Annotated in this window: 25 protein-coding genes; 9 read left to right on the top strand and 16 right to left on the bottom strand. The window is 74.0% G+C overall.

Annotated elements, in window-relative coordinates:
- Positions 1-61: 61 nt before the first annotated feature.
- The 5 genes from AB0N17_RS24050 to AB0N17_RS24030 form a co-directional block, all read right to left on the bottom strand.
- Positions 62-772 (bottom strand): VIT family protein, encoded by a 711-nt coding sequence (locus tag AB0N17_RS24050; protein WP_366013504.1) that lies wholly within the window; start codon positions 770-772, stop codon positions 62-64.
- Positions 773-873: 101 nt separating this feature from the next.
- Positions 874-2,130 carry an amidohydrolase family protein gene (locus AB0N17_RS24045; protein WP_366013503.1) on the bottom strand — a complete coding sequence of 419 codons (1,257 nt, stop codon included), beginning with the start codon at positions 2,128-2,130 and terminating at the stop codon, positions 874-876.
- Positions 2,127-3,422 carry an amidohydrolase family protein gene (locus AB0N17_RS24040; RefSeq protein WP_366013502.1) on the bottom strand — a complete coding sequence of 432 codons (1,296 nt, stop codon included), beginning with the start codon at positions 3,420-3,422 and terminating at the stop codon, positions 2,127-2,129. Before AB0N17_RS24040 ends, AB0N17_RS24045 begins: the two co-directional genes overlap by 4 nt.
- 13 nt (positions 3,423-3,435) lie before the next feature.
- The gene (locus AB0N17_RS24035) at positions 3,436-4,320 is read right to left on the bottom strand and encodes an SDR family NAD(P)-dependent oxidoreductase (RefSeq protein WP_366013501.1); all 885 of its coding nucleotides are present in this window, start codon (positions 4,318-4,320) and stop codon (positions 3,436-3,438) included.
- Entirely contained in the window at positions 4,320-5,117 is a 798-nt protein-coding gene (locus tag AB0N17_RS24030) for an acetoacetate decarboxylase family protein (protein ID WP_366013500.1), read from the bottom strand. The genes AB0N17_RS24035 and AB0N17_RS24030 overlap by 1 nt, the downstream gene beginning before the upstream one ends.
- Positions 5,118-5,220: 103 nt before the next feature.
- Here AB0N17_RS24030 and AB0N17_RS24025 point away from each other — a divergent pair, with 103 nt between their 5' ends.
- The 6 genes from AB0N17_RS24025 to AB0N17_RS24000 all read left to right on the top strand — a co-directional run bounded on the left by AB0N17_RS24025 (position 5,221) and on the right by AB0N17_RS24000 (position 10,755).
- Positions 5,221-5,856, top strand: coding sequence for a TetR/AcrR family transcriptional regulator (locus AB0N17_RS24025; RefSeq protein WP_366013499.1), 636 nt, complete (start codon positions 5,221-5,223; stop codon positions 5,854-5,856).
- A 93-nt stretch (positions 5,857-5,949) separates the two neighbouring features.
- On the top strand, positions 5,950-6,933 hold the full coding sequence (locus tag AB0N17_RS24020) for a DEDDh family exonuclease (protein WP_366013498.1): 984 nt from the start codon (positions 5,950-5,952) through the stop codon (positions 6,931-6,933).
- Positions 6,934-7,064: 131 nt separating this feature from the next.
- On the top strand, positions 7,065-7,298 hold the full coding sequence (locus tag AB0N17_RS24015) for a hypothetical protein (protein ID WP_366013497.1): 234 nt from the start codon (positions 7,065-7,067) through the stop codon (positions 7,296-7,298).
- 16 nt (positions 7,299-7,314) lie between these two features.
- A complete protein-coding gene (locus AB0N17_RS24010) occupies positions 7,315-8,145 on the top strand; it encodes an SURF1 family protein (protein ID WP_366013496.1) in 831 nt (276 codons plus the stop codon).
- Between the two features lie 46 nt (positions 8,146-8,191).
- Positions 8,192-9,994 carry a glycoside hydrolase family 15 protein gene (locus AB0N17_RS24005; protein WP_366013495.1) on the top strand — a complete coding sequence of 601 codons (1,803 nt, stop codon included), beginning with the start codon at positions 8,192-8,194 and terminating at the stop codon, positions 9,992-9,994.
- 5 nt (positions 9,995-9,999) lie between these two features.
- Positions 10,000-10,755, top strand: coding sequence for an SDR family oxidoreductase (locus tag AB0N17_RS24000; RefSeq protein ID WP_366013494.1), 756 nt, complete (start codon positions 10,000-10,002; stop codon positions 10,753-10,755).
- Positions 10,756-10,786: 31 nt separating this feature from the next.
- Here AB0N17_RS24000 and amaP read toward each other — a convergent pair whose 3' ends face one another.
- From amaP to AB0N17_RS23975, 5 genes are read right to left on the bottom strand one after another with little or no spacing between them, the layout of a single operon-like run.
- Positions 10,787-11,371, bottom strand: a complete 585-nt coding sequence (gene amaP / locus AB0N17_RS23995) for an alkaline shock response membrane anchor protein AmaP (RefSeq protein ID WP_366013493.1) — start codon at positions 11,369-11,371, stop codon at positions 10,787-10,789.
- A 5-nt stretch (positions 11,372-11,376) separates the two neighbouring features.
- Entirely contained in the window at positions 11,377-11,994 is a 618-nt protein-coding gene (locus AB0N17_RS23990; protein WP_366013492.1) for a DUF6286 domain-containing protein, read from the bottom strand.
- Positions 11,994-12,350: a hypothetical protein gene (locus AB0N17_RS23985; protein WP_366013491.1), complete on the bottom strand. Its 357-nt coding sequence runs from the start codon at positions 12,348-12,350 to the stop codon at positions 11,994-11,996. Before AB0N17_RS23985 ends, AB0N17_RS23990 begins: the two co-directional genes overlap by 1 nt.
- A gap of 6 nt (positions 12,351-12,356) precedes the next feature.
- Positions 12,357-12,548 (bottom strand): hypothetical protein, encoded by a 192-nt coding sequence (locus AB0N17_RS23980; protein ID WP_366013490.1) that lies wholly within the window; start codon positions 12,546-12,548, stop codon positions 12,357-12,359.
- A gap of 46 nt (positions 12,549-12,594) precedes the next feature.
- Complete coding sequence (locus tag AB0N17_RS23975) at positions 12,595-13,062, bottom strand: Asp23/Gls24 family envelope stress response protein (protein WP_366013489.1); 468 nt, start codon at positions 13,060-13,062, stop codon at positions 12,595-12,597.
- A gap of 88 nt (positions 13,063-13,150) precedes the next feature.
- On the opposite strand from AB0N17_RS23975, the gene AB0N17_RS23970 reads away from it, so the two are divergent.
- On the top strand, positions 13,151-13,873 hold the full coding sequence (locus AB0N17_RS23970; RefSeq protein ID WP_366013488.1) for a nucleopolyhedrovirus P10 family protein: 723 nt from the start codon (positions 13,151-13,153) through the stop codon (positions 13,871-13,873).
- Positions 13,874-14,211: 338 nt separating this feature from the next.
- On the opposite strand, the gene AB0N17_RS23965 is transcribed toward AB0N17_RS23970, so the two are convergent.
- The 3 genes from AB0N17_RS23965 to AB0N17_RS23955 all read right to left on the bottom strand — a co-directional run bounded on the left by AB0N17_RS23965 (position 14,212) and on the right by AB0N17_RS23955 (position 17,341).
- Positions 14,212-15,015, bottom strand: a complete 804-nt coding sequence (locus AB0N17_RS23965) for an enoyl-CoA hydratase/isomerase family protein (RefSeq protein WP_366013487.1) — start codon at positions 15,013-15,015, stop codon at positions 14,212-14,214.
- Between the two features lie 128 nt (positions 15,016-15,143).
- On the bottom strand, positions 15,144-15,365 hold the full coding sequence (locus AB0N17_RS23960) for a helix-turn-helix domain-containing protein (protein ID WP_010355597.1): 222 nt from the start codon (positions 15,363-15,365) through the stop codon (positions 15,144-15,146).
- Positions 15,366-15,742: 377 nt separating this feature from the next.
- The gene (locus AB0N17_RS23955) at positions 15,743-17,341 is read right to left on the bottom strand and encodes an ABC-F family ATP-binding cassette domain-containing protein (RefSeq protein WP_366013486.1); all 1,599 of its coding nucleotides are present in this window, start codon (positions 17,339-17,341) and stop codon (positions 15,743-15,745) included.
- A 220-nt stretch (positions 17,342-17,561) separates the two neighbouring features.
- On the opposite strand from AB0N17_RS23955, the gene AB0N17_RS23950 reads away from it, so the two are divergent.
- Complete coding sequence (locus AB0N17_RS23950; protein WP_366013485.1) at positions 17,562-17,975, top strand: VOC family protein; 414 nt, start codon at positions 17,562-17,564, stop codon at positions 17,973-17,975.
- 16 nt (positions 17,976-17,991) lie between these two features.
- Here AB0N17_RS23950 and AB0N17_RS23945 read toward each other — a convergent pair whose 3' ends face one another.
- From AB0N17_RS23945 to AB0N17_RS23935, 3 genes are all read right to left on the bottom strand, one after another.
- Positions 17,992-19,254: a hypothetical protein gene (locus tag AB0N17_RS23945; RefSeq protein ID WP_366013484.1), complete on the bottom strand. Its 1,263-nt coding sequence runs from the start codon at positions 19,252-19,254 to the stop codon at positions 17,992-17,994.
- A gap of 346 nt (positions 19,255-19,600) precedes the next feature.
- Entirely contained in the window at positions 19,601-20,728 is a 1,128-nt protein-coding gene (locus AB0N17_RS23940; protein WP_366013483.1) for an alpha/beta fold hydrolase, read from the bottom strand.
- Between the two features lie 214 nt (positions 20,729-20,942).
- Entirely contained in the window at positions 20,943-21,611 is a 669-nt protein-coding gene (locus AB0N17_RS23935; RefSeq protein ID WP_366013482.1) for a class II aldolase/adducin family protein, read from the bottom strand.
- Positions 21,612-21,800: 189 nt separating this feature from the next.
- On the opposite strand from AB0N17_RS23935, the gene AB0N17_RS23930 reads away from it, so the two are divergent.
- Positions 21,801-22,676, top strand: a complete 876-nt coding sequence (locus tag AB0N17_RS23930) for a lysozyme (protein WP_366013481.1) — start codon at positions 21,801-21,803, stop codon at positions 22,674-22,676.
- Positions 22,677-22,736 lie beyond the last annotated feature (60 nt).

Raw genomic sequence — 22,736 nt, 5'->3', positions numbered from 1 at the left:
GCCACCCACGGCGCGACCGGCCGCCGGCCCGGCCCGGCACGGGGTGCTCGGGGCCGTCCCGTCAGACTCCCGCCGCGCCCAGGAGCGTGCCCGCCGCGTAGGTGACCCCCATGGCCAGGGCGCCGCCCAGCACGTTCCGCAGCACCGCTCGCTTCGGGGCCGCCGCGCCGAGACGGGCGCTGGTCCAGCCGGTGACGACGAGCGCGGCCAGCACGGAGACGACGGTGACGGCGAGCCGCCGGTCCGCCGGGGGCAGGACGATGGCCAGCAGCGGCAACAGGGCGCCCACCGTGAAGGCGAGGAAGCTCGCCCAGGCCGCGTGCCAGGGGTTGGTCAGCTCGTCGGGGTCGATGCCCAGCTCCACGCGCGCGTGTGCCCGCAGCGCGTCCCGCGCGGTGAGCTGCTCGGCGGCCTCGCGGGCCACCTCGCGGGACAGTCCGCGCTCCTGAAGCAGTGCGGTCAGTTCCCTCAGTTCGGCCTCCGGCTGCTCGCGCAGTTCCCGTTTCTCCACGGCCAGCGCGGCCATCTCGGAGTCGCGCTGGGTGGAGACCGAGACGTACTCGCCGGCCGCCATGGACATCGACCCGGCGAGCAGTCCGGCCAGCCCGGCGGTGATCAGGGCCGCCCGGCTCTGGGTGGCGCCGGCCACGCCGACGACGATGCCCGCGGTGGAGACGATGCCGTCGTTCGCGCCGAGCACGGCGGCCCGCAGCCAGTTCAGCCGCGAGCCGAGCGCGCCCCCGTGGTTCTCGTCGTGGGTGGGTTCCGTCACAGCAGGGAGGATCGCACTCACGCGGCCACCCGCGCCGCACCGACGCTCTCCCGGCCGCGCTCCGGTGACCATCACGGCGATGGTCACCGGAGCACCCGCCGTCACCACACCCGAAGGGACGCGCCCCGCGCGAAGACCGGACTGGTGGCGTCCGCCGGCGGTTCCGGCAGGGGTTCGGCGATCTCGGACACCGTGGGGCCCACCTTCGCCGCGATGGGGTCCAGGAGGCCGAGGTCGAAGCCGTAGACGCGGGCCGCGTTGCCGCCGAGCATGGCCGCGAGCTCCTCGTGCGGCACGCCCGCGCAGGCGAACCGCAGGGCCTCGCGGGTGTAGGGGTGGGTGCCCTCGTCGTGCGGGTAGTCGCTGCCCCACATGATCTTGTCGACGCCGATGCGGTCGCGCAGCGGCACCTCGTGGGGGCGCATGAAGCTGGCGCCGACGAAGCACTGGTCGCGCCAGACCTCGGAGGGGGGCGCGCCCATCCCCTCGGCGAGTCCGGCACCGAACCTGGCCTCGGCCGTCGCGGCCTTCGTGGCCGCCGCGACCAGGCGGCCGTGGTAGTAGTCCAGCATGCCGAGCACCCCGGGGATCCAGCCCGAGCCCTGTTCGGTCAGGACCAGCCTCAGCTCCGGGTGACGGCGGAAGGCGCCGCCGAACACCAGGTGCCACAGGGCGCGGTGGGAGAACCAGGTCGTCTCCACCATGAACACCGCGCGGGCGGCCGGTTCCTCGCCGAGCGGCGGGGAGGCCGAGCCGGCGTGGTGGTTGACGGGGACGCCGAGTTCCGCGCAGGCGGCCCAGATCGGGTCGTACGTCCGCGAGTACAGCTCGGGCAGGCCGGAGCCGGGCGGGGTGCCGGGCAGCATCAGGCCGCCCTTCAGGCCCGCCGAGGCGGCCCGCCCGATCTCCTTGACCGCCTCGTCGACGTCACCCAGGAGGATCTGGAAGACGCCGGCCCGGCGGCCCGGTGCGGCGGCGCAGAAGTCCGCGAGCCAGCGGTTGTGGGCGCGCAGTCCCGCCCAGCGCCGCTCCAGGTCCTCGGCGGTCGAGGGCTGCGTCATCAGCGAACTCGACGGGAAGAAGGGCGGGATGGTGTTCGGGAAGATCACCTCCGCGACGATCCCGTCCGCCTCCAGCTCCGCCAGGCGCCGCTCGGAGTTCCAGTTCCGGTCGGCCGTGTCGGCGAGCAGGTCCTCGTGCGGGTTGACGTAGGTGGCCGCCCAGACGTCGAAGTCGTCGTGGTACCGCTTCTCCAGGTACGGCCTGTAGTCGAGCAGGTCGGCGCCGGCGTGGCAGTCGGCGGAGATCACCGTGTAGCGGTCGTCGTTCGCCGGACCGCTCCTCGCGTCGTCGTTCACCGCGTCACCCCCAGCGCCGGGAAGTCCTCGTCCGTCAGCCAGTGCCGGCCCACCTCGCGCGAGCGCGCCCAGGACGCCTCGACGGCCGCCTGGTCGGCCGGCTGGCCGAGGTCGGCGGGGGCCGGGCCGATGCGCCGGGCCAGCGGCGTGAGCTTTTCCACGTCGAAGCCGAAGACCTCGGCCGCGGCGAGCCCGAGCATGCGGCGGGTCTCGGCGACGGGGATGTCGTGGAACGTGCGGCGCAGCCACGCGCGCGTGTCGGGCCAGGTGCCCTCGGGATGCGGGAAGTCGCTGCCCCACAGGATGTTGTCGACACCGATCTCGTACCGCTGGGCCAGCTCGCGCCGCTTGGTGTTGGTGGCGCAGACGAAGACCTGCCGGTCCAGGTACTCGTGCGGCGGGCGCTTCAGCTCCTGGAAGGGGGAGAGCTTCTTGCCGCCGTGCGCGCCGAGGTAGAGCCGGTCCATGAACCACAGCAGGTTCGGCAGCCACCAGCAGCCGGACTCGGCGATGCCGAAGCGCAGCCCCGGATGGCGTTCGAAGACGCCCGACCAGAGCAGGAACCACAGCGGGCGGGCCGGCCACCAGGTGACCTCGGAGACGTAGATGCCGAGGTGGTCGCCGTACTCCTCGCGCGGGGCGGCTCCGGAGTGGGTGAGCACGGGCATGGCGCACGCGGCCGCCGCCGCCCACACGGGGTCGTAACGGCGGTCGTGGTACGGCTCCTTGCCGGCCCACATGGACGGGATCATCAGGGCGCCGAGGCCGGACTCCCTGGCCCGGTGGATCTCGGCGACGACCTGGTCCACGGGGGCCGTGACCGGCAGCAGGGCGACCCCGCAGTGCCGTTCGGGGTGGGCGGAGACGAAGTCGGCGAGCCAGCGGTTGTGCGCCCGCGCGCCGGCCATGCCCAGCTCCGGGTCGTGGTCGCCGGAGAGGCCGAGGCCCACGCCGAAGGGGGCCGCCGTCCCGCTGTCGACGGCGTCGGCGTCCGGGAAGACGACCTCGGCGGCCACGCCGTCGCCGTCCAGTTCCTTGACGCGCCGGCCCGCGTCCCAGCCGCCGCGCAGCCCCTCCTCGTTGTCCTCGAACCAGCGGGCCGCGAAGGCCTCGTTGCGGATGCCGAGCCGGGTCATCTCCTCGCGGCGCCGGTCACGGCCCGTGAGGAACTCGTCGAAGTCCCGGTGGAAGCGTGACTCCAGATAGGGCCGGTACCGCTCGGTGGGCAGCCCGGCGTGGCAGTCGGAGGAGATGATCAGGTACGGGTCCGCTGCGGAGACGGTGTCGCTCATCACGGCCCCCCTCTCAGTCCAGGACGAAGCGCTCGAGGTACGACGGGTTCGCGCGGTCCAGCATCGACCGCGCCCGCGCGCGGATCTGGGCGTCGCTGTGCTCACCGGCCGGGAGCAGCCAGAAACGGTCCGCGCGGATGCCGGCCACGACGAGGTCGGCGACCTCCTCGACGGGCGTGAAGCGGACCTCCTCGCCGGCCGCGCGCATCGCCGCCTCCCACTGGTCGAGGCTGCGGTACGGGGTCCGGCGCGGACGCTGCTTGGCGTAGCGGGCGGGCCGGTTGCGGTGGGACTCCCACAGGCCGGTGCGCAGCATGTGCGGGCCGGGGAAGAGCACCGAGGCGCCCACGCGCGCGTGCTCGGCCTTCAGATGGGCGTACAGCGACTCGGTCAGGGTGACGACGGCCGCCTTGGTGACCGCGTAGACGGAGGCGGTCGGCAGGGGGGCGATACCGCCGTCGCCGGAGGACGTGTTGACCACATGACCGGGCTGACCCGACGTGAGCATCCGGGGGACGAACGCCTGGACACCGTGGAAGACGCCCCACACGTTGACGGCGAAGGCCCATCGCCAGTCGTTGGGGTCGTGCTCCCACATGCGGCCCTCGGCTCCCGAGCCGACGCCCGCGTTGTTGCACAGGACGTGCACGGCGCCGTAGGTGGCGTAGGCCTCCTCGGCCAGCTCCACGACCTGGTCGCGCTCGCCGACGTCGACCACGCGCGCGTGCACGTCGGCGCCCTCGGCGCGCAGGTCCGCCGCCGCCTTCTCCAGGGCCGCCGCCTCGACGTCGGCGAGGACCACCTTCAGTCCCTCGGCCGCGAACCGCCGGGCCATCGCGAGCCCGATCCCGCTCGCCGCCCCGGTGACGACGGCGACCTGTCCCGTTTCGAGGCGCATCAGCGGCTCCCCTCGGGCGGCGCGTCGAGGACCTGCAGCGGGTCGTCGTAGCGCTGGTGGACGTAGGGCAACAGGGCCTGCGCGTCGACCCGTTCGGCCACCCGGCCGCTCTGGTCGCTGGTCTTCTCGCCGAGGGTGATCTCGCGCAGGCGCAGCACCGGCAGGTCGGCCACCGGGTCGTAGGGCGACTCGCGCAGGACGACGTCCCCGGTGACCCCCTCCAGCCGGCGCACCCGCTCGTGGCGCACGCAGTGCACGAGCAGGGGGCCGGTGTCGAAGCCGGATCCGTCCACGGCGGGGAGGAACTTGAAGTAGAAGTCGGTCTTGCGCGAGGGTTCCGGCGCCGGCAGCTCGCCGGTGACCGTGCCGCGCACCTCGGCGAACGTGATGCCGTGCCGGGCCAGGCGGGCCCGTACGGCGGGTCCCTCGCGCTCGACCGTCACCTCGCCGAGCTTCTTGGGTTCCCCGAAGACCTCCCGGCCGCCGGTGAGGGCGCGCTCGTGGGTCATCGGCATGACCAGCGGGTACCAGCCCTCGACCGTGCCGTGGGCGGCGGCGACCGCGAACGAGCCCGCGCCGAGCGGGTGTCCGGGCAGGTCGACCTTGCTGATGTTCAGCCGGACGAGCGGACTTCCGGTGGGCTTCAGGGGCGGTGGCAGGACCGCGGCGACCGCGTCCGGGTCGGTCTCCCAGACGGCCACCACCCCGGTGGACCAGATGTCGGGGAGCCGCGCGCCCGCGGTGCGCGTGGCGGCGATCTCCCGCTCGGTGCGTGCGCCGTACCGTACGCGTGCCATTCGCCGTACCGCCCTTCTCCTGACGGACCGTCACCTGTAACACTGTTACAGCAGACCGCGGGCGGGGTAAAGACACGTGGACGGACCGACGTTCGGGGGGCGCATGACGACCGGGGCGAAGAGCGCGCTGAGCCGGGACGCGGTGCTGGACGCCGCCGCGGGGCTGGTGAAGCGGCACGGCCCCGGTGCGCTGACCATGCGCGGGCTCGCCGCCGAACTCGGCACCGCCGTGACGTCGATCTACTGGCACGTGGGCGGCCGGGAGGCGCTGCTCGACGCGCTGGTGGAGCGGACGGTCGCCGACCTCGGCGAGATCCGCCCGTCCGGGCGCACACCCGAGCGGCGGGTGGTCTCCGTCGCGCTCGGCCTGCGCCGCCGGCTGCGCGACCGCCCGCACCTGGTCGCCCTGGTGCACGAGCGGGGCCTGACCGAGCGGATGTTCCTGCCGGCGCAGCGCGCCCTGGTGCGCGAGGCGCACGCGGCCGGGCTGCGCGGCGCCCGGGCCGCCGAGTTCGTGCGGGCCGTGCAGTTCCAGGTCGTCGGGCACGTGCTGGTCGAGCGCAACCGCGAGCGGGCCCCGGCGCAGCATCCCGGTGAAGAGGAGCTGTGGGGCGCCGAGACCGCCGGGGACGATCCGGCACTGGCCCGCGCGCTGGCGTGCCCGCCGGACACCGAGCAGCTGTTCCTGACGGCCGTGGGGGCGCTGGTGCGGTCCCTTTTGTCGGCGCCGGGCGCCTGAGGGACGGCGGCGTGCGGTACGGCACCGCCGCACAGGTGTGCGCCGGCACCTGAGGGACGGCGCTGTCGGTCGCGGCCCGTATCCTCAATGACCATGCTCGAAGACCGTGCGACCGCAGTGTCCTCCCCCACCCAGTGGCCGGCCGCGTATCCGAAGGGATACGCGGTCGTTGACGTGGAGACCACCGGCCTGGCCCGGGACGACCGGATCATCTCGGCGGCCGTCTACCGGCTGGACGCCCGCGGCGAGGTCGAGGACCACTGGTACACGCTGGTCAACCCCGAGCGGGATCCGGGCCCGGTGTGGATACACGGTCTGACGAGCGAGGTGCTCGACGGCGCGCCGCTGTTCGCGGACGTCGCCGGGGAGTTCGCGGCCCGGCTGGACGGCCGGGTGCTCGTCGCGCACAACGCCGTCTTCGACTGGCAGATGATCGCGCGGGAGTACGCGCGCGTGCGCGGCGAGGCGCCGGTGCGGCAGCGGCTGTGCACCATCGCGCTGTCGAAGGAGCTGGGGCTGCCGCTGCCCAACTTCAAGCTGGAGTCGCTGGCGGCGCACTACGGGGTCGTCCAGCAGCGGGCGCACCACGCGCTGGACGACGCGCGCGTGCTGGCAGAGGCGTTCCGGCCGAGCCTGCGGGCCGCGGCGGCGAGCGGCGTACGGCTGCCGCTGCTGGAGTGCCGCCCGCTGACGGAGTGGTCGGACCGTCCGGTGCCCCGGCAGTCGTCCGGCGGCTACGGCGGCTACCGGTCCGGCAGTTGGCGTCCGTCCCGCAGGCGCCCCGCCTGCCCCTACCCCAACCCCGGCCGCTACGAAGACGGCAAAAGGCTCAAACAGGGCATGCGGGTGGCGTTCTCCGGCGACACCTCGACCGAGCGGGAGCTGCTGGAGGACCGGGCGACCGAGGCCGGGCTGCACGTGGCCTCCAGCATCTCCCGGCTGACCAGCCTGCTGGTGACCAACGACCCGGACTCGGGCACCTCGAAGACCGTCAAGGCACGGCAGTACGGCACCCCGATCGTGGACGAGGCGGCCTTCGGCCAGCTGCTCCGGGACGTGGACCCCGCCGACGGCTGACGGTCCGCGGCGGGTGAGGTGACCGTACGGCGGTGCGCGACCGGCGGGATGACCGTACGAACGGGTGATTGCCGTACGACTCACCCGGCCGCCGCTCGCCCGCGCCCGGACGACGGCTCACCCTGTGGCCCATGGCGAAATGCGAAGTCTGCGGCAATGACTATGGAATGACCTTCGAGGTCCACGCACAGGGCGCTGTGCACGTGTTCGACTGCTTCTCCTGTGCGATCCACCGCATGGCCCCCATCTGCGAGCACTGCCGCGTGCAGATCATCGGCCAGGGCGTGGAGGCCGAGGGCAAGTGGTACTGCGGCGCCCACTGCGCCCGCGCCGAGGGGAGGACGGGGATCGTCGACCGGGTGTGACCCGGTACCCGCCTGAATGCACCCCACGGCCCGGAGGTACCGTCGTGGGGTGCACCGCTACCGCTTCCTGTTCTCCCTGCAGTGGGTGATCCTCACGATCGTCGCGATCGCGCTGATCCCGACGATGATCAGGCTGGGTTTCTGGCAGCAGCACCGGTACGAGGAGCGCACGGCCCGCAACGACCTGGTCTCCTCGGCCCTGCACGCCGCGCCGGTCCCCGTCGAGCGGCTCACCTCCCCCGGGCACACGGTGACCCGCACGGAGAAGTACCGCACGGTCACCGCGACCGGCACCTTCGACACCGCCCGGGAGGTCGTGGTCCGGCGCCGCACCAACTCCGACGGCGAGGTCGGCTTCCACGTGCTCACCCCGCTCGTCCTGACGGACGGCAAGGTCGTGCTCGTCAACCGCGGCTGGATCCCCGCGAACGGGGTGCAGACCGCCTTCCCGAAGATCCCCGCCCCGCCGGCCGGCCGGACCACCGTCACCGGGCGGCTGATGGCCGACGAGACGACCGCGGCGAGCGGCATCAAGAACGTCAAGGGCCTGCCCGACCGGCAGATCATGCTGATCGACAGCGCGGAGGAGACGCACCGGCTCGGCGCCCAGGTGCTCGGCGGCTACGTCGAGCAGACCGCGCCCACGCCGAAGAGCGGCTCCCCGGAGCAGATCTCCGACCCCGGCAGCGAGGACGCCCCGCTGAACTACGCCTACATGATCCAGTGGTGGCTGTTCGCCGCGGCCGTACCGGTCGGCTGGTGGTTCCTGGTCCGGCGCGAGATCCGCGACCAGGAGGAGGCCGAGGCCAAGGCGGCGCCGGAGGCGACGGAACCGGCCACCGTATAGCGCACCCACCTGATTGGTCCCCCGGCCGGCCGGGAAACCGCATCCCGTGAACGCGCGCATCGAGGACTACGCCCTCATCGGCGACGAGCAGACCGCCGCCCTGGTCGGCAGGGACGGCTCGATCGACTGGCTGTGTCTGCCGCGCTTCGACTCCGGCGCGTGCTTCGCCCGGCTGCTGGGCGACGAGAGCCACGGCCACTGGCGGATCGCCCCCGAGGGCGCGGACACCTGCACCCGCCGCGCCTACCGCCGCGACACCCTCGTCCTCGACACCGAGTGGGAGACGGCCGACGGCACCGTCCGCGTCACCGACCTGATGCCGCAACGCGACCGCGCCCCCGACGTCGTCCGCATCGTCGAGGGTGTCAGCGGCCGGGTCACCGTCCGCAGCACGCTGCGCCTGCGCTTCGACTACGGCTCGGTCATGCCGTGGGTGCGCCGCTCGGACGGCCACCGGGTGGCCGTCGCCGGCCCGGACTCGGTCTGGCTGCGCGCCGAGCCGGCCGTGCGCACCTGGGGCGAGGACTTCGGCACCCATGCGGAGTTCACCGTCGCCGAGGGCGAGCGGGTCGCGTTCGTGCTGACCTGGCACCCCTCGCACGAGCGGCGCCCGCCGCTCGTCGACCCGTACCAGGCGCTGGAGACCAGCGTCACCGACTGGCGGCGCTGGGCCGGTCGTTGCCGCTACGAGGGCCCCCACCGGGACGCCGTGGTCCGCTCCCTCATCACCCTCAAGGCGCTCACCTACGCCCCGACCGGCGGGATCGTCGCCGCCGCGACCACCTCGCTGCCGGAGAAGCCCGGCGGGGTGCGGAACTGGGACTACCGGTACTGCTGGCTGCGCGACTCCACCCTCACCCTCGGCGCGCTGCTCACCGCGGGCTATCACGAGGAGGCCGAGGCCTGGCGCAACTGGCTGCTGCGCGCGGTCGCGGGCAACCCGGCCGACCTGCAGATCATGTACGGGGTGGCGGGCGAGCGGCGGCTGTCGGAGACCGAGCTGCCCTGGCTGCCCGGCTTCGCCGGCTCCGCGCCCGTACGCACCGGCAACGGCGCGGTCGACCAGCTCCAGCTCGACGTGTACGGCGAGGTGATGGACTCGCTGTCGCTGGCCCGCGACTCGGGCCTGTCCGCCCGGCCGCACATGTGGGCCATGCAGCGTTCGCTGATGGAGTTCCTCCGGTCGGCGTGGCGGCAGCCGGACGAGGGGCTGTGGGAGGTGCGCGGCGGCAGACGCCAGTTCGTGCACTCCAAGGTGATGGTGTGGGTGGCCGCCGACCGGGCCGTGCGGACCCTGGAGAGCCACGACGACCTCGGCGGCGATCTGGACGGGTGGCGCCGGCTGCGCGACGAGGTCCGCCGGGAGGTGTGCGAGAAGGGCTTCGACGCGGAACGCAACACCTTCACGCAGTACTACGGCTCCCGGGAGCTCGACGCCGCGCTGCTGCTCATCCCGCGGGTCGGCTTCCTGCCCCCGGACGACCCCCGGGTCGTCGGCACGGTCGACGCGATCCGCGACGACCTCGGCCACGGCGGCTTCCTGCGCCGCTACGACACCGAGGCCCCCGACGGCTCGGTCGTCGACGGGCTGCCGAGCGGCGAGGGCGCGTTCCTCGCCTGCTCGTTCTGGCTCGCCGACGCGCTGCACATGACCGGCCGTAGGAAGGAGGCGCGCGAGCTGTTCGACCGGCTGGTGGGCCTCGGCAACGACGTGGGTCTGCTCGCGGAGGAGTACGACCCCGTCGACGGCCGCCATCTGGGCAACTACCCCCAGGCCTTCAGCCACATCGGCCTGGTGAACAGCGCCCTCACCCTCTTCGGGGGCGACGAGACGGACCGGGCAGGATAGGAACCATGGATCTTGGACTGAAGGACCGGGTGTACGTGGTCACCGGCGCCACGCGCGGGCTGGGCAACGCCGCCGCGCGCGAGCTCGTCGCCGACGGGGCGAAGGTGGTGATCAGCGGCCGGGACGAGAAGCGGGTCGCCGAGGCCGCCGCCGAACTGGGCCCGAACGCGGTGGGCGTGGCCGTCGACAACTCCGCCGCGGACGCGCCCGAGCGGCTCGTCGCGACCGCCCGTGAGCACTTCGGCGGCTTCGACGGGGTGCTGGTGAGCGTGGGCGGACCGCCGCCGGGGTTCGTCGCCGACAACACGGACGACCAGTGGCGCACCGCGTTCGAGTCGGTGTTCCTCGGCGCGGTGCGTCTCGCCCGGGCGGCGGCGGCCGAGCTGGGGCCGGGCGGGGTGATCGGGTTCGTGCTGTCGGGGTCGGTGCACGAGCCGATCCCGGGGCTGACCATCTCCAACGGGCTGCGGCCGGGGCTCGCGGGCTTCGCCAAGTCGCTCGCCGACGAGCTGGGGCCGCGCGGAATCCGCGTGGTGGGGCTGCTGCCGGCGCGCATCGACACCGATCGCGTGCGCGAGCTGGACGGGCTGTCCGCGGACCCGGAGGCCACCCGGGCCGCGAACGAGGCGCGGATCCCGCTGCGGCGGTACGGGGCGCCGGAGGAGTTCGGCCGGGTGGCCGCGTTCCTGCTGTCGCCGGCCGCGTCCTATCTGACGGGGATCATGGTGCCGGTGGACGGGGGCATGCGGCACGGGTTCTAGGGCGGGCCCGGGCCTCGTGGGGCATCGGCGCTCACGTCACCCTCTCCGCGCGGTGCCTGACCGCCCGCAGGCGCACCTCCGCCGGTAGCGCCGCCAGGCCCGCCGACTCGCGCGCATGGGCCAGTGACCCGGCGGTGAACGTCTCCAGGGCCGCCGCCGGGGCCACGTCCGGTTCCAGCTGGAGCCCGGCGCTCACCCCGGGCGCCGTACGGCGGCGGCCCCTCAGGAGGACCTGCGCGTGCGACACGCCGTCCTGGCGGGCCGCCTCCTCGGCCAGGGCCGACTCCAGGGCCCTGCCGCGCAGCAGGGCGCCCTTGCCGTCGCCGGTGTCGACCAGGACCTCGGTCAGCCGGCGGCGGCGCAGCACCGCAGTCAGCCACCACAGGGCGAGCAGGACCACGACGGCCAAGGCCCCCATGACCGCCGGCCACCACCAGTCCGCGCCGCGCCAGTGCGTGCGCTCGGCCCTGGTCAGCAGGACGTCGTGCGGGCCGGTGTGGATCCACCAGGAGGGCGGCCGCGCGCCCAGGGCGACCGCCAGGACCGAGCCGCCGACGGCCAGCAGGACCAGGCCCACGAGGGCGAGCAGGACACGGTTGAGAACGCCCGAGCGCATCGCCGTCACCCCTTCCGTCCGGGCCGGGTCACGCGCACCGAGACTGCGGGCGGCCGGGTCAGACCGAGGTCCCGGGCCGTCGCGGTGAGCGTGGTGTCCAGGTCGGCGCGGACGTCGTCCAGGTCGCGGAAGTGCGAGACGGCGCGGACGCCGGCCTTCTTGCGGCGCATCCGCACGCGTACCGCCCGCACCCCGGAGATGTCCATGGCCCGGTCGCGCAGGAACAGGGCCGCCGCGTCGCGGTGGAGGGCGGCGCGGACGTCGGGATGCGGGCGCCGCATGGGCAGCAGGCCGCGCAGGCCGGGGGTGAGCGCGAGGGCGACCAGCCACAGGCCGAGGGCGGCGGCGACGCCGGCGCCGGTGAGCACCCAGGTGTCGTCCAGCGGCCGGGTCGCCAGCTGCCGGGCGAGTGCGCGGCGCCAGTGCATCGCGGAGCGGTGGGCGCGTACGGCGGCGATGTCGTAGAGCAGGAGGCCGGCACCGGCCGCGAGGAGGACGGCGACGATGCCCGCGGGGACGCGGCGCGGCGACCAGAGCCGGCCGCTGCCGGCCGGTTCGGGACGGGTGCCGCCGGGGTCCTTGCCGAGGTCGAGGGTCGGGCTGGTCGTCCGCGGCTCGCTCATCACGCCCTCCCGTACGGTGCCGGGTGCAGCCGTTCCACCCGGACGGCGACCTCGGACACCTCCATGTCCAGCAACGCGCCTACCCGCTCGGTGACTTGACGACGCACGGCGGCGCAGCGGGCGCCGATGTCGCAGGGGTAGGCGAGGTCGAGACGGACATGGACGCGGGCCGCGCCGTGCCGGACCACGACCGTGGCGTGCGGGGCCGCCGCCTCGCCGGGCAGGGGCGCCAGCGCCTCGCGGGCGGCCTGTGCGGCGATCTTCGTGACGACCCGGTCGGCGATCCGGGTGGCGCCGCGCTCCCCCGCCGGCACGCGGACCGGCGGCGGGCGCAGCGTGCCGGTCTCGGCGCTCACCCCCGGTCACCGCCGCCGGTCACGCCGGTCGCGGATGCGGAAGAAGTCGCCCGGTTCGAGGTCGCCCTCCGCGAACCGGCCGATGACGAAGCCGATCGCGCCCAGCGCCGCCACCAGCAGGAAGGCGCCGAAGCCGCCGAAGTACCCGGCGAAGCCCAGCGCCAGGCCGGCGATCATGCCGGCCACGGCCATGTTCATGCAGCGCTCCTCAGCTCATCCCGTGTGCGGGGTCGGATGCCGGGTCTCACTGGATCCGGGGCTCCGGTTCCTCGTCCTCCTCGTCGGGCAGCTTGACGTCGCTCACCGCGATGTTGACCTCGACCACCTCGAGTCCGGTCATGCGTTCCACCGCGGCGATCACGTTCTCCCGGACGGCATGGGCCACGTCGCCGATCGAGACGCCGTAGTCCACGACGATCTCCAGGTCGAGGGCGGTCTGCACCTCGCCGACCTCGGCCTTCACGCCCCGGGTCACCGACTTGCCGCCGGGCACGCGGTCGCGCACGGCGCCGAGGGTGCGGGAGAATCCGCTGCCCATCGCGTGGACGCCGACCACGTCCCGGGCCGCGAGTCCGGCGATCTTCTCCACCACGCCGTCGGCGATGGTGGTCCGCCCGCGGGTCGCCGGATCGCCGCCGCCGCGCCGGGTGGTCCTGCGGGCCGACAGCTGCGGCTCTGGGCCGTCCTCTGGGGTCGTCGTCATGTCGGTCATAGCCGTTACGTCCCTTTCGGTCGTCGTCCTGCCACCACCGTAAGCAAGGTTGCGCGACCGCGCCCCGGGGATGGGGCAGGCTGGAGGAATGACGGCGGAGCAGTGGACTCGGATGGTGCGGCACCAGGTGGGGCTGGGCAGGCTGGTGCCGCTCGGCGGGCCCGGTGACGGCGCGTGGATCACCGAGGGGGCGGCCGGGGAGGTTCTGGGGCGCGCGGCAGCCGAGGGTGCGCCGGGAGTCCGGCTGGGGACGCTGCGGATCGCTCCGGCCGATCCGGAGGAGGTGCGGGAGTCCGTCGTGCCGGCTCCGCCGAGCGCGCTGCCGCCGGGCGCCCTGCGGGTGACGGCGGACTTCGCGGCGACGGCCGCCGAGCCCCTGCCCACGGCGGCGGCCCGGCTGCGGCGGGTGCTGACGACGGCGGCGACGGAGCGGCTCGGGCTCACGGTCACCGAGGTGGACCTGCGGGTGACGGACCTGCTGGAGACGGACGAGCCGGCTCCCGCGGTACGTGCGCCCCGGCCCGCCCCCGCCCGGGAGGTCACGGACCCGGACGAGGCGCGCGTGGCCGAGGTCGTGCTGGCCGTGCCCGGGGTGACCGGACTGACGGGTTCGCTCGGCGGCCTGGGCCGGGCGGTGCATGTGGAGGAGCGCACGGACGGTGCGGCTCTGCCGCACCGGCACGTGCGCGTGGAGCTGACCACCGGCACCGGCCACCGGGCCCTCGACGTGGCCCGGCAGGTCCGCGCAGCCGTACGCGACGCACTGGCGGACCGGCCGACCGTGGCCGTACTGGTGACTTGGGCCGGCTGACGGCCGAAACGCCCTCCACCGGCCGGCCGAACCCGATCAGCCCGCTCCGTCGCACCGGCACGTGCACGCGCGCGTGGAGCTGACCACCGGCCCCTCGACCTGGCCCGGCGCGCCCGCGCAGCCGCGCGCGACGCACTGGCGGACCGGTCGGCCGTGGCCCTACTGGTGACGCGGGCCGGCTGACGGCCGAAACGCCCTCCACCGGCCGGCCGAACCCGATCAGCCCGCCGTCGCACCGGCACGTGCGCGTGGAGCTGGACGCTATTCGCCGAGACCGGTCGGAACCAGGCAACCCGCGCCACCGCACCCGCACCCGCACGCGCGCGTGGAGCTGGACGCTATTCGCCGAGACCGGCGAGGTCCCGCAGCCGCCGGGCCTGAGCGGCTCGCTCGGCCGCACGCTGCTCGTCGTAGGTGCGGTCGACGGCACCACGGAGCAACGCCTTGGTCTCGACGACCGCGTCGCGCGGCGCGGCCAGCAGCGCCGCGGCCAGGTCCCGTGCGGCCTCGTCCAACTGGTCGCCGGGCACGGCGAGGTTGGCCAGGCCCGACGCCACGGACTCCTCGGCCCCGACGAACCGCCCGGTCGCGCAGATCTCGAGCGCGCGGGCGTATCCGACGAGCCCGACCAGCGGGTGAGTGCCGGTCAGGTCGGGGACGAGGCCGAGGCTGGTCTCGCGCATGGCGAACTGCACGTCGTCCGCGACGACCCTGAGGTCGCAGGCGAGCGCGAGCTGGAACCCGGCTCCGATGGCATGCCCCTGGACGGCGGCGACGGACACGATGTCGCTGCGCCGCCACCAGGTGAACGCCTCCTGGAATTCGGCGATGGTCGCGTCGAGCCCGGCGTCGTCACGACGTGCCAGGTCGATGAAGGTCGGCTCGCCCGCAATCCCCTCCGGGCTGAACATCTGACGGTCCAGCCCGGCGGAGAAGGACTTGCCCTCGCCGCGCAGCACGACGACCCGGACGGAGCCCGGCAGCAGCCGGCCGGCCTCGGTGAGCGCCCGCCACAGGGCGGGGCTCTGCGCGTTGCGCTTGGCCGGATTGGTCAGCGTCACCGTGGCGAGCGCGTCGTCGACGGTGAGCCGTACGCCGTCCTTGTCGAGTACAGGAGCGAGGTCCTGGTCGGGCGTGGCCATGGGGCGCCTCCGATGGGTGCGGTCATCACGCAGTGCCGTACGGCATGCTAAGTGACTGCACAGTAACCACCCGGCCGATCACGGTGCCGACCGGGTGGCCACCATCGAAGACGATGGGCCGCCCGGAGTCAGGACGTAGCGGCCTTCTTGCCCCGGGTCGCTCCGCCACGCCCACGCAGCGTGACGCCCGACTCGCTGAGCATCCGGTGTACGAAGCCATACGAGCGGCCGGTCTCCTCGGCCAGCGCCCGGATGCTCGCACCGGAGTCGTACTTCTTCTTCAGGTCTGCCGCGAGCTTGTCGCGCGCGGCGCCGGTCACCCGGCTGCCCTTCTTCAGAGTCTCGGCCACCCGTGCCTCCTCATGGGAAGTGCGCTCTGGTCTCCTCATGATCACCCCTCCGGGGCGTGATGGCCACCCATTCGGCAAGGTCCGTGAGACATCGTTGTGACGACAGGAGCGCATCCCCACAAGCGGAACAAGGGATTCCAGCGGTTCGCGTCCGCAGGGCCGAACGGGTGGATTCACGAAGTGCCAGGTCAGCGACGCGAACCGGCCGATCCCTTGGCGCGCAAGGGATTGGCCGCGAGATCGGTGTAGGACACACCTCGATACGAGGAGATCTCACACAGATGATGGATCACGACTCGGCCGAATGATCCATACGCAGTGGATCACTGCTCCGCGGATCACACGTGCGGATCGCACTTCGCGGATCGCTCTTCCGCTCAGGCCAGGGCGACGAGATCCGCGTAGTCGGAGCCCCACAGGTCCTCGACACCGTCCGGCAGCAGGATGATCCGCTCCGGCTGGAGCGCCTCGACGGCGCCCTCGTCGTGCGTGACGAGGACCACCGCGCCCTTGTAGGTGCGCAGGGCGCCGAGGATCTCCTCGCGGCTGGCGGGGTCGAGGTTGTTGGTCGGCTCGTCCAGGAGCAGCACGTTCGCCGAGGAGACGACCAGGGTGGCGAGGGCGAGACGGGTCTTCTCGCCACCGGAGAGCACTCCGGCCGGCTTGTCGACGTCGTCACCGGAGAACAGGAACGAACCGAGCACCTTGCGGACCTCGACCAGGTCCATGTCGGGCGCGGCGGAGCGCATGTTCTCCAGGACCGTGCGGTCGGGGTCCAGGGTCTCGTGCTCCTGGGCGTAGTAGCCGAGCTTGAGGCCGTGGCCGGGGACGACCTCGCCGGTGTCGGGCTGCTCCACGCCGCCGAGCAGTCGCAGCAGGGTGGTCTTGCCGGCGCCGTTGAGCCCGAGGATGACGACCCGGGAGCCCTTGTCGATGGCCAGGTCGACGTCGGTGAAGATCTCCAGTGAGCCGTACGACTTCGACAGGCCCTCGGCCATCAGCGGGGTCTTGCCGCAGGGCGCGGGCTCCGGGAAGCGGAGCTTGGCGACCTTGTCGGACTGGCGGACCGCCTCAAGACCGGAGAGCAGCTTGTCGGCGCGGCGGGCCATGTTCTGCGCGGCGACCGTCTTGGTGGCCTTGGCGCGCATCTTGTCGGCCTGCGAGTGCAGGGCGGCGGCCTTCTTCTCGGCGTTGGCGCGCTCGCGCTTGCGGCGCTTCTCGTCGGCCTCGCGCTGCTGCTGGTAGAGCTTCCAGCCCATGTTGTAGACGTCGATCATGGACCGGTTGGCGTCCAGGTAGAACACCTTGTTGACGACCGTTTCGACCAGGTCGACGTCGTGGGAGATCACGATGAAGCCGCCGCGGTAGGTCTTCAGGTAGTCCCGCAGCCAGATGATCGAGTCCGCGTCGAGGTGGTTGGTCGGCTCGTCCAGGAGCAGGGTGTCCGCGTCCGAGAACAGGATCCGGGCCAGCTCGATACGGCGGCGCTGACCACCGGAGAGGGTGTGCAGCGGCTGGCCGAGCACCCGGTCGGGCAGGTTCAGCGCGGCGGCGATGGTGGCGGCCTCGGCCTCGGCCGCGTACCCGCCCTTGGTGAGGAACTCCGTCTCCTGGCGCTCGTACTGCTTGAGCGCCTTCTCGCGGGTGCCGCCCTTGCCGTTCGCGATGCGCTCCTCGTTCTCGCGCATCTTGCGGATCAGCACGTCGAGTCCGCGCGCGGACAGGATGCGGTCCCGGGCGAGGACGTCCAGGTCGCCGGTGCGGGGGTCCTGCGGAAGGTAGCCGACCTCGCCGGAGCGGGTGATCTGGCCGCCGGCGGGGATGCCCTCGCCGGCCAGGCACTTCGTCAGGGTGGTCTTGCCTGCGCCGTTGCGGCCGACGAGGCCGATGCGGTCGCCCTTGGCGACGCGGAAGGTGGCGTTCTCGATGAGGACGCGCGCGCCGGCGCGCAGCTCGATACCGGAGGCGGAGATCACGGACAGACTCCAGGGCGTACAGGGATTGGCGGGTGGGCGGCTGAGGACGTTCCCGCCGTCTAATGCGCGAGGAGAATGGCCATGGGGCCAAGTCTAACGGGGTCGTGCAAGCAGTTTTTCTGCGTCCAGGTGTTCGGGCCGCTCGCGCGGGGGCGTTGTCGGTGGTGGCTGCGAGACTGAGCGGAACGCCACAGCACCGACGCACGAAGGAGTGATCGGCATGGCAGGCACGGGCGCCGGACGGCCGAGTCTCTACCCCACGCTGCTGTACACGGACGCGAAGGCGGCGATACGGCAGCTCACCGAGGGGCTCGGCTTCACCGAGCTGTCGCTGTACGAGACGGAGGACGGCAAGGTGATGCACGCCGAGCTGGTCCAGGGCAACGGCGCGGTGATGATCGGCTCCAAGGGCCGTGGCGGCCGCTTCGACACCCTGATGAAGGACGCCGGGCCCACCGGGGTGTACGTCGTCGTGGACGACGTGGACGCCCACCACCAGCGGGCCGTGGAGCACGGTGTGGAGATCCTCATGCCGCCGACGGACCAGGACTACGGCTCGCGGGACTACCTGGCACGGGACGTCGAGGGCAACATCTGGAGCTTCGGGACGTACGCCCCGGAGGTCGGTGTCTGATCCGCCCCGGCGCCGCTCATCCCCCGGTGTGCACCTGGAAGGCGGCCCGGCGCACGGCCTTGGCGAGGGCCGGGTCGGGGTGTGCGGCGGCGAGCGCGACCAGCACCTGCACGGTGCGCGGGTGGCCGACGGCGCGGACCTCGTCGAGCAGCTGGGGGACGGTGGCCTGCACCGCGGCCTCCAGATGCCGGACCAGCATCGGCGCCTCGCCGTGGTCGGCGACGGCGGCGGCCGTGTCCACCCACAGCCAGGTCGCCTCGTCGCGGGTGAGGACCTCGTGGGCGTCCTCCGGGTCGACGCCGTCGTGCTCGGCGATCCACAGCAGGGCGTAGGGCCGCAGGGCGGGCTCGGAGACGACGGCGCGTACGTCGGGCTCGGCGGGGGCGCCGACGACGCGCAGCGCCTCGAAGGCCAGGCCGCGCAGCAGGGCGTCCTCGCCGCGGGCGGCGTGGATCAGCTCGGTGACGGCGCTGCCGACGGGGCGGGCGGCGAGCCAGGCGCGGTACTCGGCGCGGGCGGCGTTGGGGCGGAGCTGGGCGCAGCCGCGCAGCATGTCCTCGGCGGACTGCTCGATGTTGCCTGCGGGGCTCTGCGCGGCGACGCAGATCTGCTCCAGTTTGACCCACACCGCCCAGCTGCCGAGCGGGGTGAGGGTGGCCTGGGCGTCGTCGTAGGTGAGGGCGCCGACGGAGGCGAGGGCGCGCAGTGCCCAGTCGAGGAGGGGGGCCAGCGGGGTGTCCGGGGCGGGCTCCGCCGGGGCCGGGGAGCCGGCGGGCTGCTCGGTGCCGGGCCCGTAGGGGACCTCGCAGCGCTCGGTGCGCAGTTCGGTGACCCGCTGCTGGAGCAGGTCCAGCAGCTGCTCGACCGGGACGGGGCCGGCGGAGAGCTGGAGGAAGGAGAGCACCTGGGGCATGGCCGAGACGACCTCGGCGACGGCGGCGGCCTCGGGCTCGTCGGGCTCGTGGAAGGCGAGCGACCAGGCGTCGAAGAGGGCGACCCAGCCGCGCAGGACGGCACTGTCGTCACGGTCCCAGGCACGCAGGCGCCAGCCGGGGCGCGCGCTGTCGCCGTGCACCTCGACCAGTCCGGCGAGGCGGGCGGTGTCCCAGTCGGCGCGGACCTGAGCGCTGCTCAGCCCGAGGTCGGCGGCGGCGCGTTCGGCGGTCTCCGTGGAGAGGGTGGCCTTGCCGTCGGCGGTGGCGCCGTCGCGGCCGGGGCCGAGAGCGGCATCGGCCCAGCGGGCGACGCGGACCGCGCCGGCCAGGCCGGTGCGTGCCATTCCGGCCAGTTCGGCCGGGGCGGGGGTGCCCTCCGGCGGCCGGGGTGCGGGGCGGCGGGGACGCCGCTGGTTCACAGCTCTGGGGGCGGCGGCCAGGGGTCGCGGTCGGACGAGTCGGAGCCTGGAGTCGCGCGGGATACGGGACGTCACGGGTGCAGTCTTCCGGTTGACGGTCCGAAAACCCAAACGGAATGTCACGGGGGGCGACGGGGCTGGCCAAGGGACGGTGTCCGGTGCGGGGTGAGGAGGCGTGATCGAGCCAGCGGTCCAGCCTTAAACGGAATGCCCGGCACCGCCCCGGCGGGCGCCCCGCGCCGGGGCGCCCCGCGGTCCGGTCGGCGCCCCCTCACATCAGCGGGGTCAGGAAGCGGCGCAGCCGCTCCTCGTACTCCTTGGGGTCCGCGTTCCACATGGCCCCGTGCGGGGCGTGGTCCACCGTGTGCAGGGCGACGAGGTCGGGACGGCGGCGGGCGAGCCGGCGGGAGGACTCCCACGGGGCCACCCGGTCGTCGGGGCCGTGGATGATCAGGGTGGGTACGGCGAGCTCGTCCGGGTCGGCGGCCTCGGCGACCCGGTCGGGGTGCAGCCCGGCCCGGCCCTGGGCGGCCCGCACCGCGAGCGGCAGCAGGGGTTGCGGGGTGTGGCGGGCCTGGGCGAGGGCGCGCAGCGTGGCCTCCCAGCTGAGCACGGGCGAGTCGAGGACCAGGCCGCTGATGCGGTCGCGCACCGGCGAGTGCTCGGCGGCGCGCAGGGCCATGGTGGCGCCGGTGGACCAGCCGAGCAGGACGACGCGGCGGGCGCCGTAGCGGACGGCGTAGCGGATCGCGGCGTCCACGTCCCGCCACTCGGTCTCGCCGAGGTGGTTCAGCCCGTCCGGCGGTCGGGGCGCGCCGAGGTCGCCGCGGTAGGCGAGGGCGAGCACCGGCAGGCGGCGGCCGTGCAGGAAGGCGAGGACGTTCAGCGCGTGTTCGCGGGTGGTGCCGAGCCCGTGCACCGCGATCACCCAGGTGTCCCGGTGACCGGGCACGAACCAGGCGGGCAGGGCGCCCAGCTCGCCGGGCACGTCGACGTCGGCGTGCTCGAGGCCGAGGGCGGTGCCCGGGTTGCCGACGAACAGGTTGGGGGTGAGCCAGGCCGCGTCGCCCGGGGCGAAGCTGCCGTGCGTGACGCGTACCAGGCGGCGCACGACGGTGTCGGCCGTGTGCGGGGCCGTCTCCAGGACGGAGCCGACGACCGCGTGGGAGCCGTCCCCGGCGAGGCCGTAGCTGCCGGGGCGCAGGGAGGCCAGATCGCGGGTGAGCGTGATCCGGTCGGCGTCCGTGCCGTGCACGGTGAGACGGGGCTCGGTGGGCAGTGGCCGGCCGGCGGGCGCCTTCAGCGCGGCGTCGCTGGCGAGCCGGCCGGCGGCCACGGACGCCACACCGGCGGCGAGAACCGCGGTGAGCGCGGTGGCGGTCGCTTTGACGGTGCGCACGGGTCCAGTGTCCTGGTGGTTCCCGCCACCGGCCAGCGGAAGGGCGGGGCGGGGCGACCGGGGCGGGGGTGCGAGACGGTGCGGCTGCGCCGGCCGGGCGCCTCGTGGCGGGGCGCCGTCGCGGCGGACCGCGGGCAGTCTGCTCAGGAAGGAGCGGCGGGCCGAAGCGAGCCGGGCGGCAAGGGGGCGGGGCGCGGGACTGGGCAGCAAGGGGTCACCTCCGTTGGCCGTACCCCTTCAAGCGTTCCCCGACCTCGGCCAGTTGTGCCTCGGTCAGCAGGGACGGGTTCAGACCGGGCACGGAGGACGCCGTCAGCCACAGGCGGCACATCCACTCCAGCTGGGCGGTGCGGTCGTAGGCCTGGTCGAGGCCGGCGCCGTAGGTGATCGTGCCGTGGTTCTGCAGGAGGCAGGCGGAGCGGCCGGTGAGGGCGCGGAGCATGTTCCCGGCCAGCTCGTCACTGCCGTAGGTCGCGTAGGGGGCGACCCGTACGGGACCGCCGAGGGCCGCCGCCATGTAGTGGACCAGCGGAAGCTCCGGCACGAGCGTGGAGACCGCGGTCGCGTGCACGGCGTGGGTGTGGACGACCGCGCGGGCGTCGGTGGTGCGGTAGACGGCGAGGTGCATGGGCAGCTCGCTGGTCGGCACCAGCGTGCCGAGCACCTGGCGTCCGTCGAGGTCGACGCCGGTGAGGTCGCCGGGGGTGAGCCGGTCGTAGGGGACGCCCGACGGGGTGACGAGCACGAGGTCCCCGACGCGCGCGGAGACGTTGCCCGAGGTGCCGACGACCAGTCCGTCGGCGACCGTACGGCGCGCCGTCGCGACCACGTCCGCCCAGACGCGTGCGTGCTCCGCGTCCCCGTCCCACCGTTGTTCAGCCATGCCCGCGATCCTGCCAGCCGGCGGGTGCGGGGGCGGGCCGGTCCTGCGCATCGGGCCGGAAGCGGTGCCCCCGAACGGGCGGATGTCGGGCGAATCACCACGCGTCTGCGTCGATCCGGTGATCGCCGGACCTTCAATGGTCCCTCTTGCCCGCCGACCGCGCCGCCGTCCGTCACCCCGGGGAGACCCATGGCCCGTGTACGCACCTTCGCCCGTCGCCGCGCCGGTGTCCTCGCCGCGGCCACGGCGGCGCTGGCCCTGACCGGCACCGCGACCCTCCAGACCGGCACCGCGACCGCCCGCACCGGCAGCGCGACGGACCGGCCCGGCACCGCGACCGCCCCGGCCGGCCCCGGCACCGACCGGGCCGGCCTGCCCGTCCGGACCGACCTGCCCGCCCGGACCGACCTGCCGGCCCGGGCCGCACGCCCGCCCCGGGGGCCCGACGTGTCGTCCCACCAGAAGCACGTCGACTGGCCGGCGGCGCGCACCGAGGGAGCACGGTTCGTCTACGTCAAGGCGACCGAGTCCACGGACTACACCAATCCCTACTTCCCCCGGCAGTACGCCGGCGCGCGCGAGGCCGGCCTGATCCGGGGCGCGTACCACTTCGCGCTTCCGGACCGCTCCTCGGGCGCCCGGCAGGCCGCCTACTTCGTGCGGCACGGCGGCGACTGGCGGGCGGACGGCTGGACCCTGCCGCCCGCGCTCGACATCGAGGACAACCCGTACAGCCGGGAGCTCAAGTGCTACGGGCTGGGCCAGGGCAGGATGGTCCGCTGGATCCGCTCCTTCAGCGACGAGGTCGAGCGGGAGACCGGCCGCCGCCCGGTGATCTACACGTCGACCCGGTGGTGGCGGCTGTGCACCGGCGACAGCCACGCCTTCGCCACGACCCACCCCCTGTGGATCGCCCGGCACGGCACCTCGCGGCCGGGGAAGCTGCCCGGCGGCTGGCGGCACTGGACGTTCTGGCAGTACGACACCGACGGCGGCCTGCCGGGTGACCAGAATCTCTTCCGCGGGTCGGCGAGCCGGCTGCGCGCCTTCGCGCGCGGCCGGTAACCCAAGGGGCGCTTGGGCCGCCCGGGACAAGCGGAACCTCACCCACGCGTTGCCGACACC

The sequence above is a fragment of the Streptomyces sp. NPDC051133 genome (assembly GCF_040682635.1).
GTDB lineage: Bacteria > Actinomycetota > Actinomycetes > Streptomycetales > Streptomycetaceae > Streptomyces.
Note: the sequence above shows the minus strand (reverse complement) of the source record. Positions and strands in the feature narration are given on the sequence as shown.

What these genes read in the sequence shown, in the direction of transcription:
- AB0N17_RS23975 (WP_366013489.1), bottom strand. Translation starts at nt 13,062, where the DNA reads ATGACCGACATGACGACGACCCCAGAGGACGGCCCAGAGCCGCAGCTG.
- AB0N17_RS23970 (WP_366013488.1), top strand. Translation starts at nt 13,151, where the DNA reads ATGACGGCGGAGCAGTGGACTCGGATGGTGCGGCACCAGGTGGGGCTG.
- AB0N17_RS23980 (WP_366013490.1), bottom strand. Translation starts at nt 12,548, where the DNA reads ATGAACATGGCCGTGGCCGGCATGATCGCCGGCCTGGCGCTGGGCTTC.
- AB0N17_RS23935 (WP_366013482.1), bottom strand. Translation starts at nt 21,611, where the DNA reads ATGGCTGAACAACGGTGGGACGGGGACGCGGAGCACGCACGCGTCTGG.
- AB0N17_RS23965 (WP_366013487.1), bottom strand. Translation starts at nt 15,015, where the DNA reads ATGGCCACGCCCGACCAGGACCTCGCTCCTGTACTCGACAAGGACGGC.
- AB0N17_RS24015 (WP_366013497.1), top strand. Translation starts at nt 7,065, where the DNA reads ATGGCGAAATGCGAAGTCTGCGGCAATGACTATGGAATGACCTTCGAG.
- AB0N17_RS23930 (WP_366013481.1), top strand. Translation starts at nt 21,801, where the DNA reads ATGGCCCGTGTACGCACCTTCGCCCGTCGCCGCGCCGGTGTCCTCGCC.
- AB0N17_RS23950 (WP_366013485.1), top strand. Translation starts at nt 17,562, where the DNA reads ATGGCAGGCACGGGCGCCGGACGGCCGAGTCTCTACCCCACGCTGCTG.
- AB0N17_RS23990 (WP_366013492.1), bottom strand. Translation starts at nt 11,994, where the DNA reads ATGAGCGAGCCGCGGACGACCAGCCCGACCCTCGACCTCGGCAAGGAC.
- AB0N17_RS24000 (WP_366013494.1), top strand. Translation starts at nt 10,000, where the DNA reads ATGGATCTTGGACTGAAGGACCGGGTGTACGTGGTCACCGGCGCCACG.
- amaP (WP_366013493.1), bottom strand. Translation starts at nt 11,371, where the DNA reads ATGCGCTCGGGCGTTCTCAACCGTGTCCTGCTCGCCCTCGTGGGCCTG.
- AB0N17_RS24030 (WP_366013500.1), bottom strand. Translation starts at nt 5,117, where the DNA reads ATGGCACGCGTACGGTACGGCGCACGCACCGAGCGGGAGATCGCCGCC.
- AB0N17_RS24040 (WP_366013502.1), bottom strand. Translation starts at nt 3,422, where the DNA reads ATGAGCGACACCGTCTCCGCAGCGGACCCGTACCTGATCATCTCCTCC.
- AB0N17_RS23945 (WP_366013484.1), bottom strand. Translation starts at nt 19,254, where the DNA reads ATGGCACGCACCGGCCTGGCCGGCGCGGTCCGCGTCGCCCGCTGGGCC.
- AB0N17_RS24010 (WP_366013496.1), top strand. Translation starts at nt 7,315, where the DNA reads ATGCACCCCACGGCCCGGAGGTACCGTCGTGGGGTGCACCGCTACCGC.
- AB0N17_RS24035 (WP_366013501.1), bottom strand. Translation starts at nt 4,320, where the DNA reads ATGCGCCTCGAAACGGGACAGGTCGCCGTCGTCACCGGGGCGGCGAGC.
- AB0N17_RS24025 (WP_366013499.1), top strand. Translation starts at nt 5,221, where the DNA reads ATGACGACCGGGGCGAAGAGCGCGCTGAGCCGGGACGCGGTGCTGGAC.
- AB0N17_RS24020 (WP_366013498.1), top strand. Translation starts at nt 5,950, where the DNA reads ATGCTCGAAGACCGTGCGACCGCAGTGTCCTCCCCCACCCAGTGGCCG.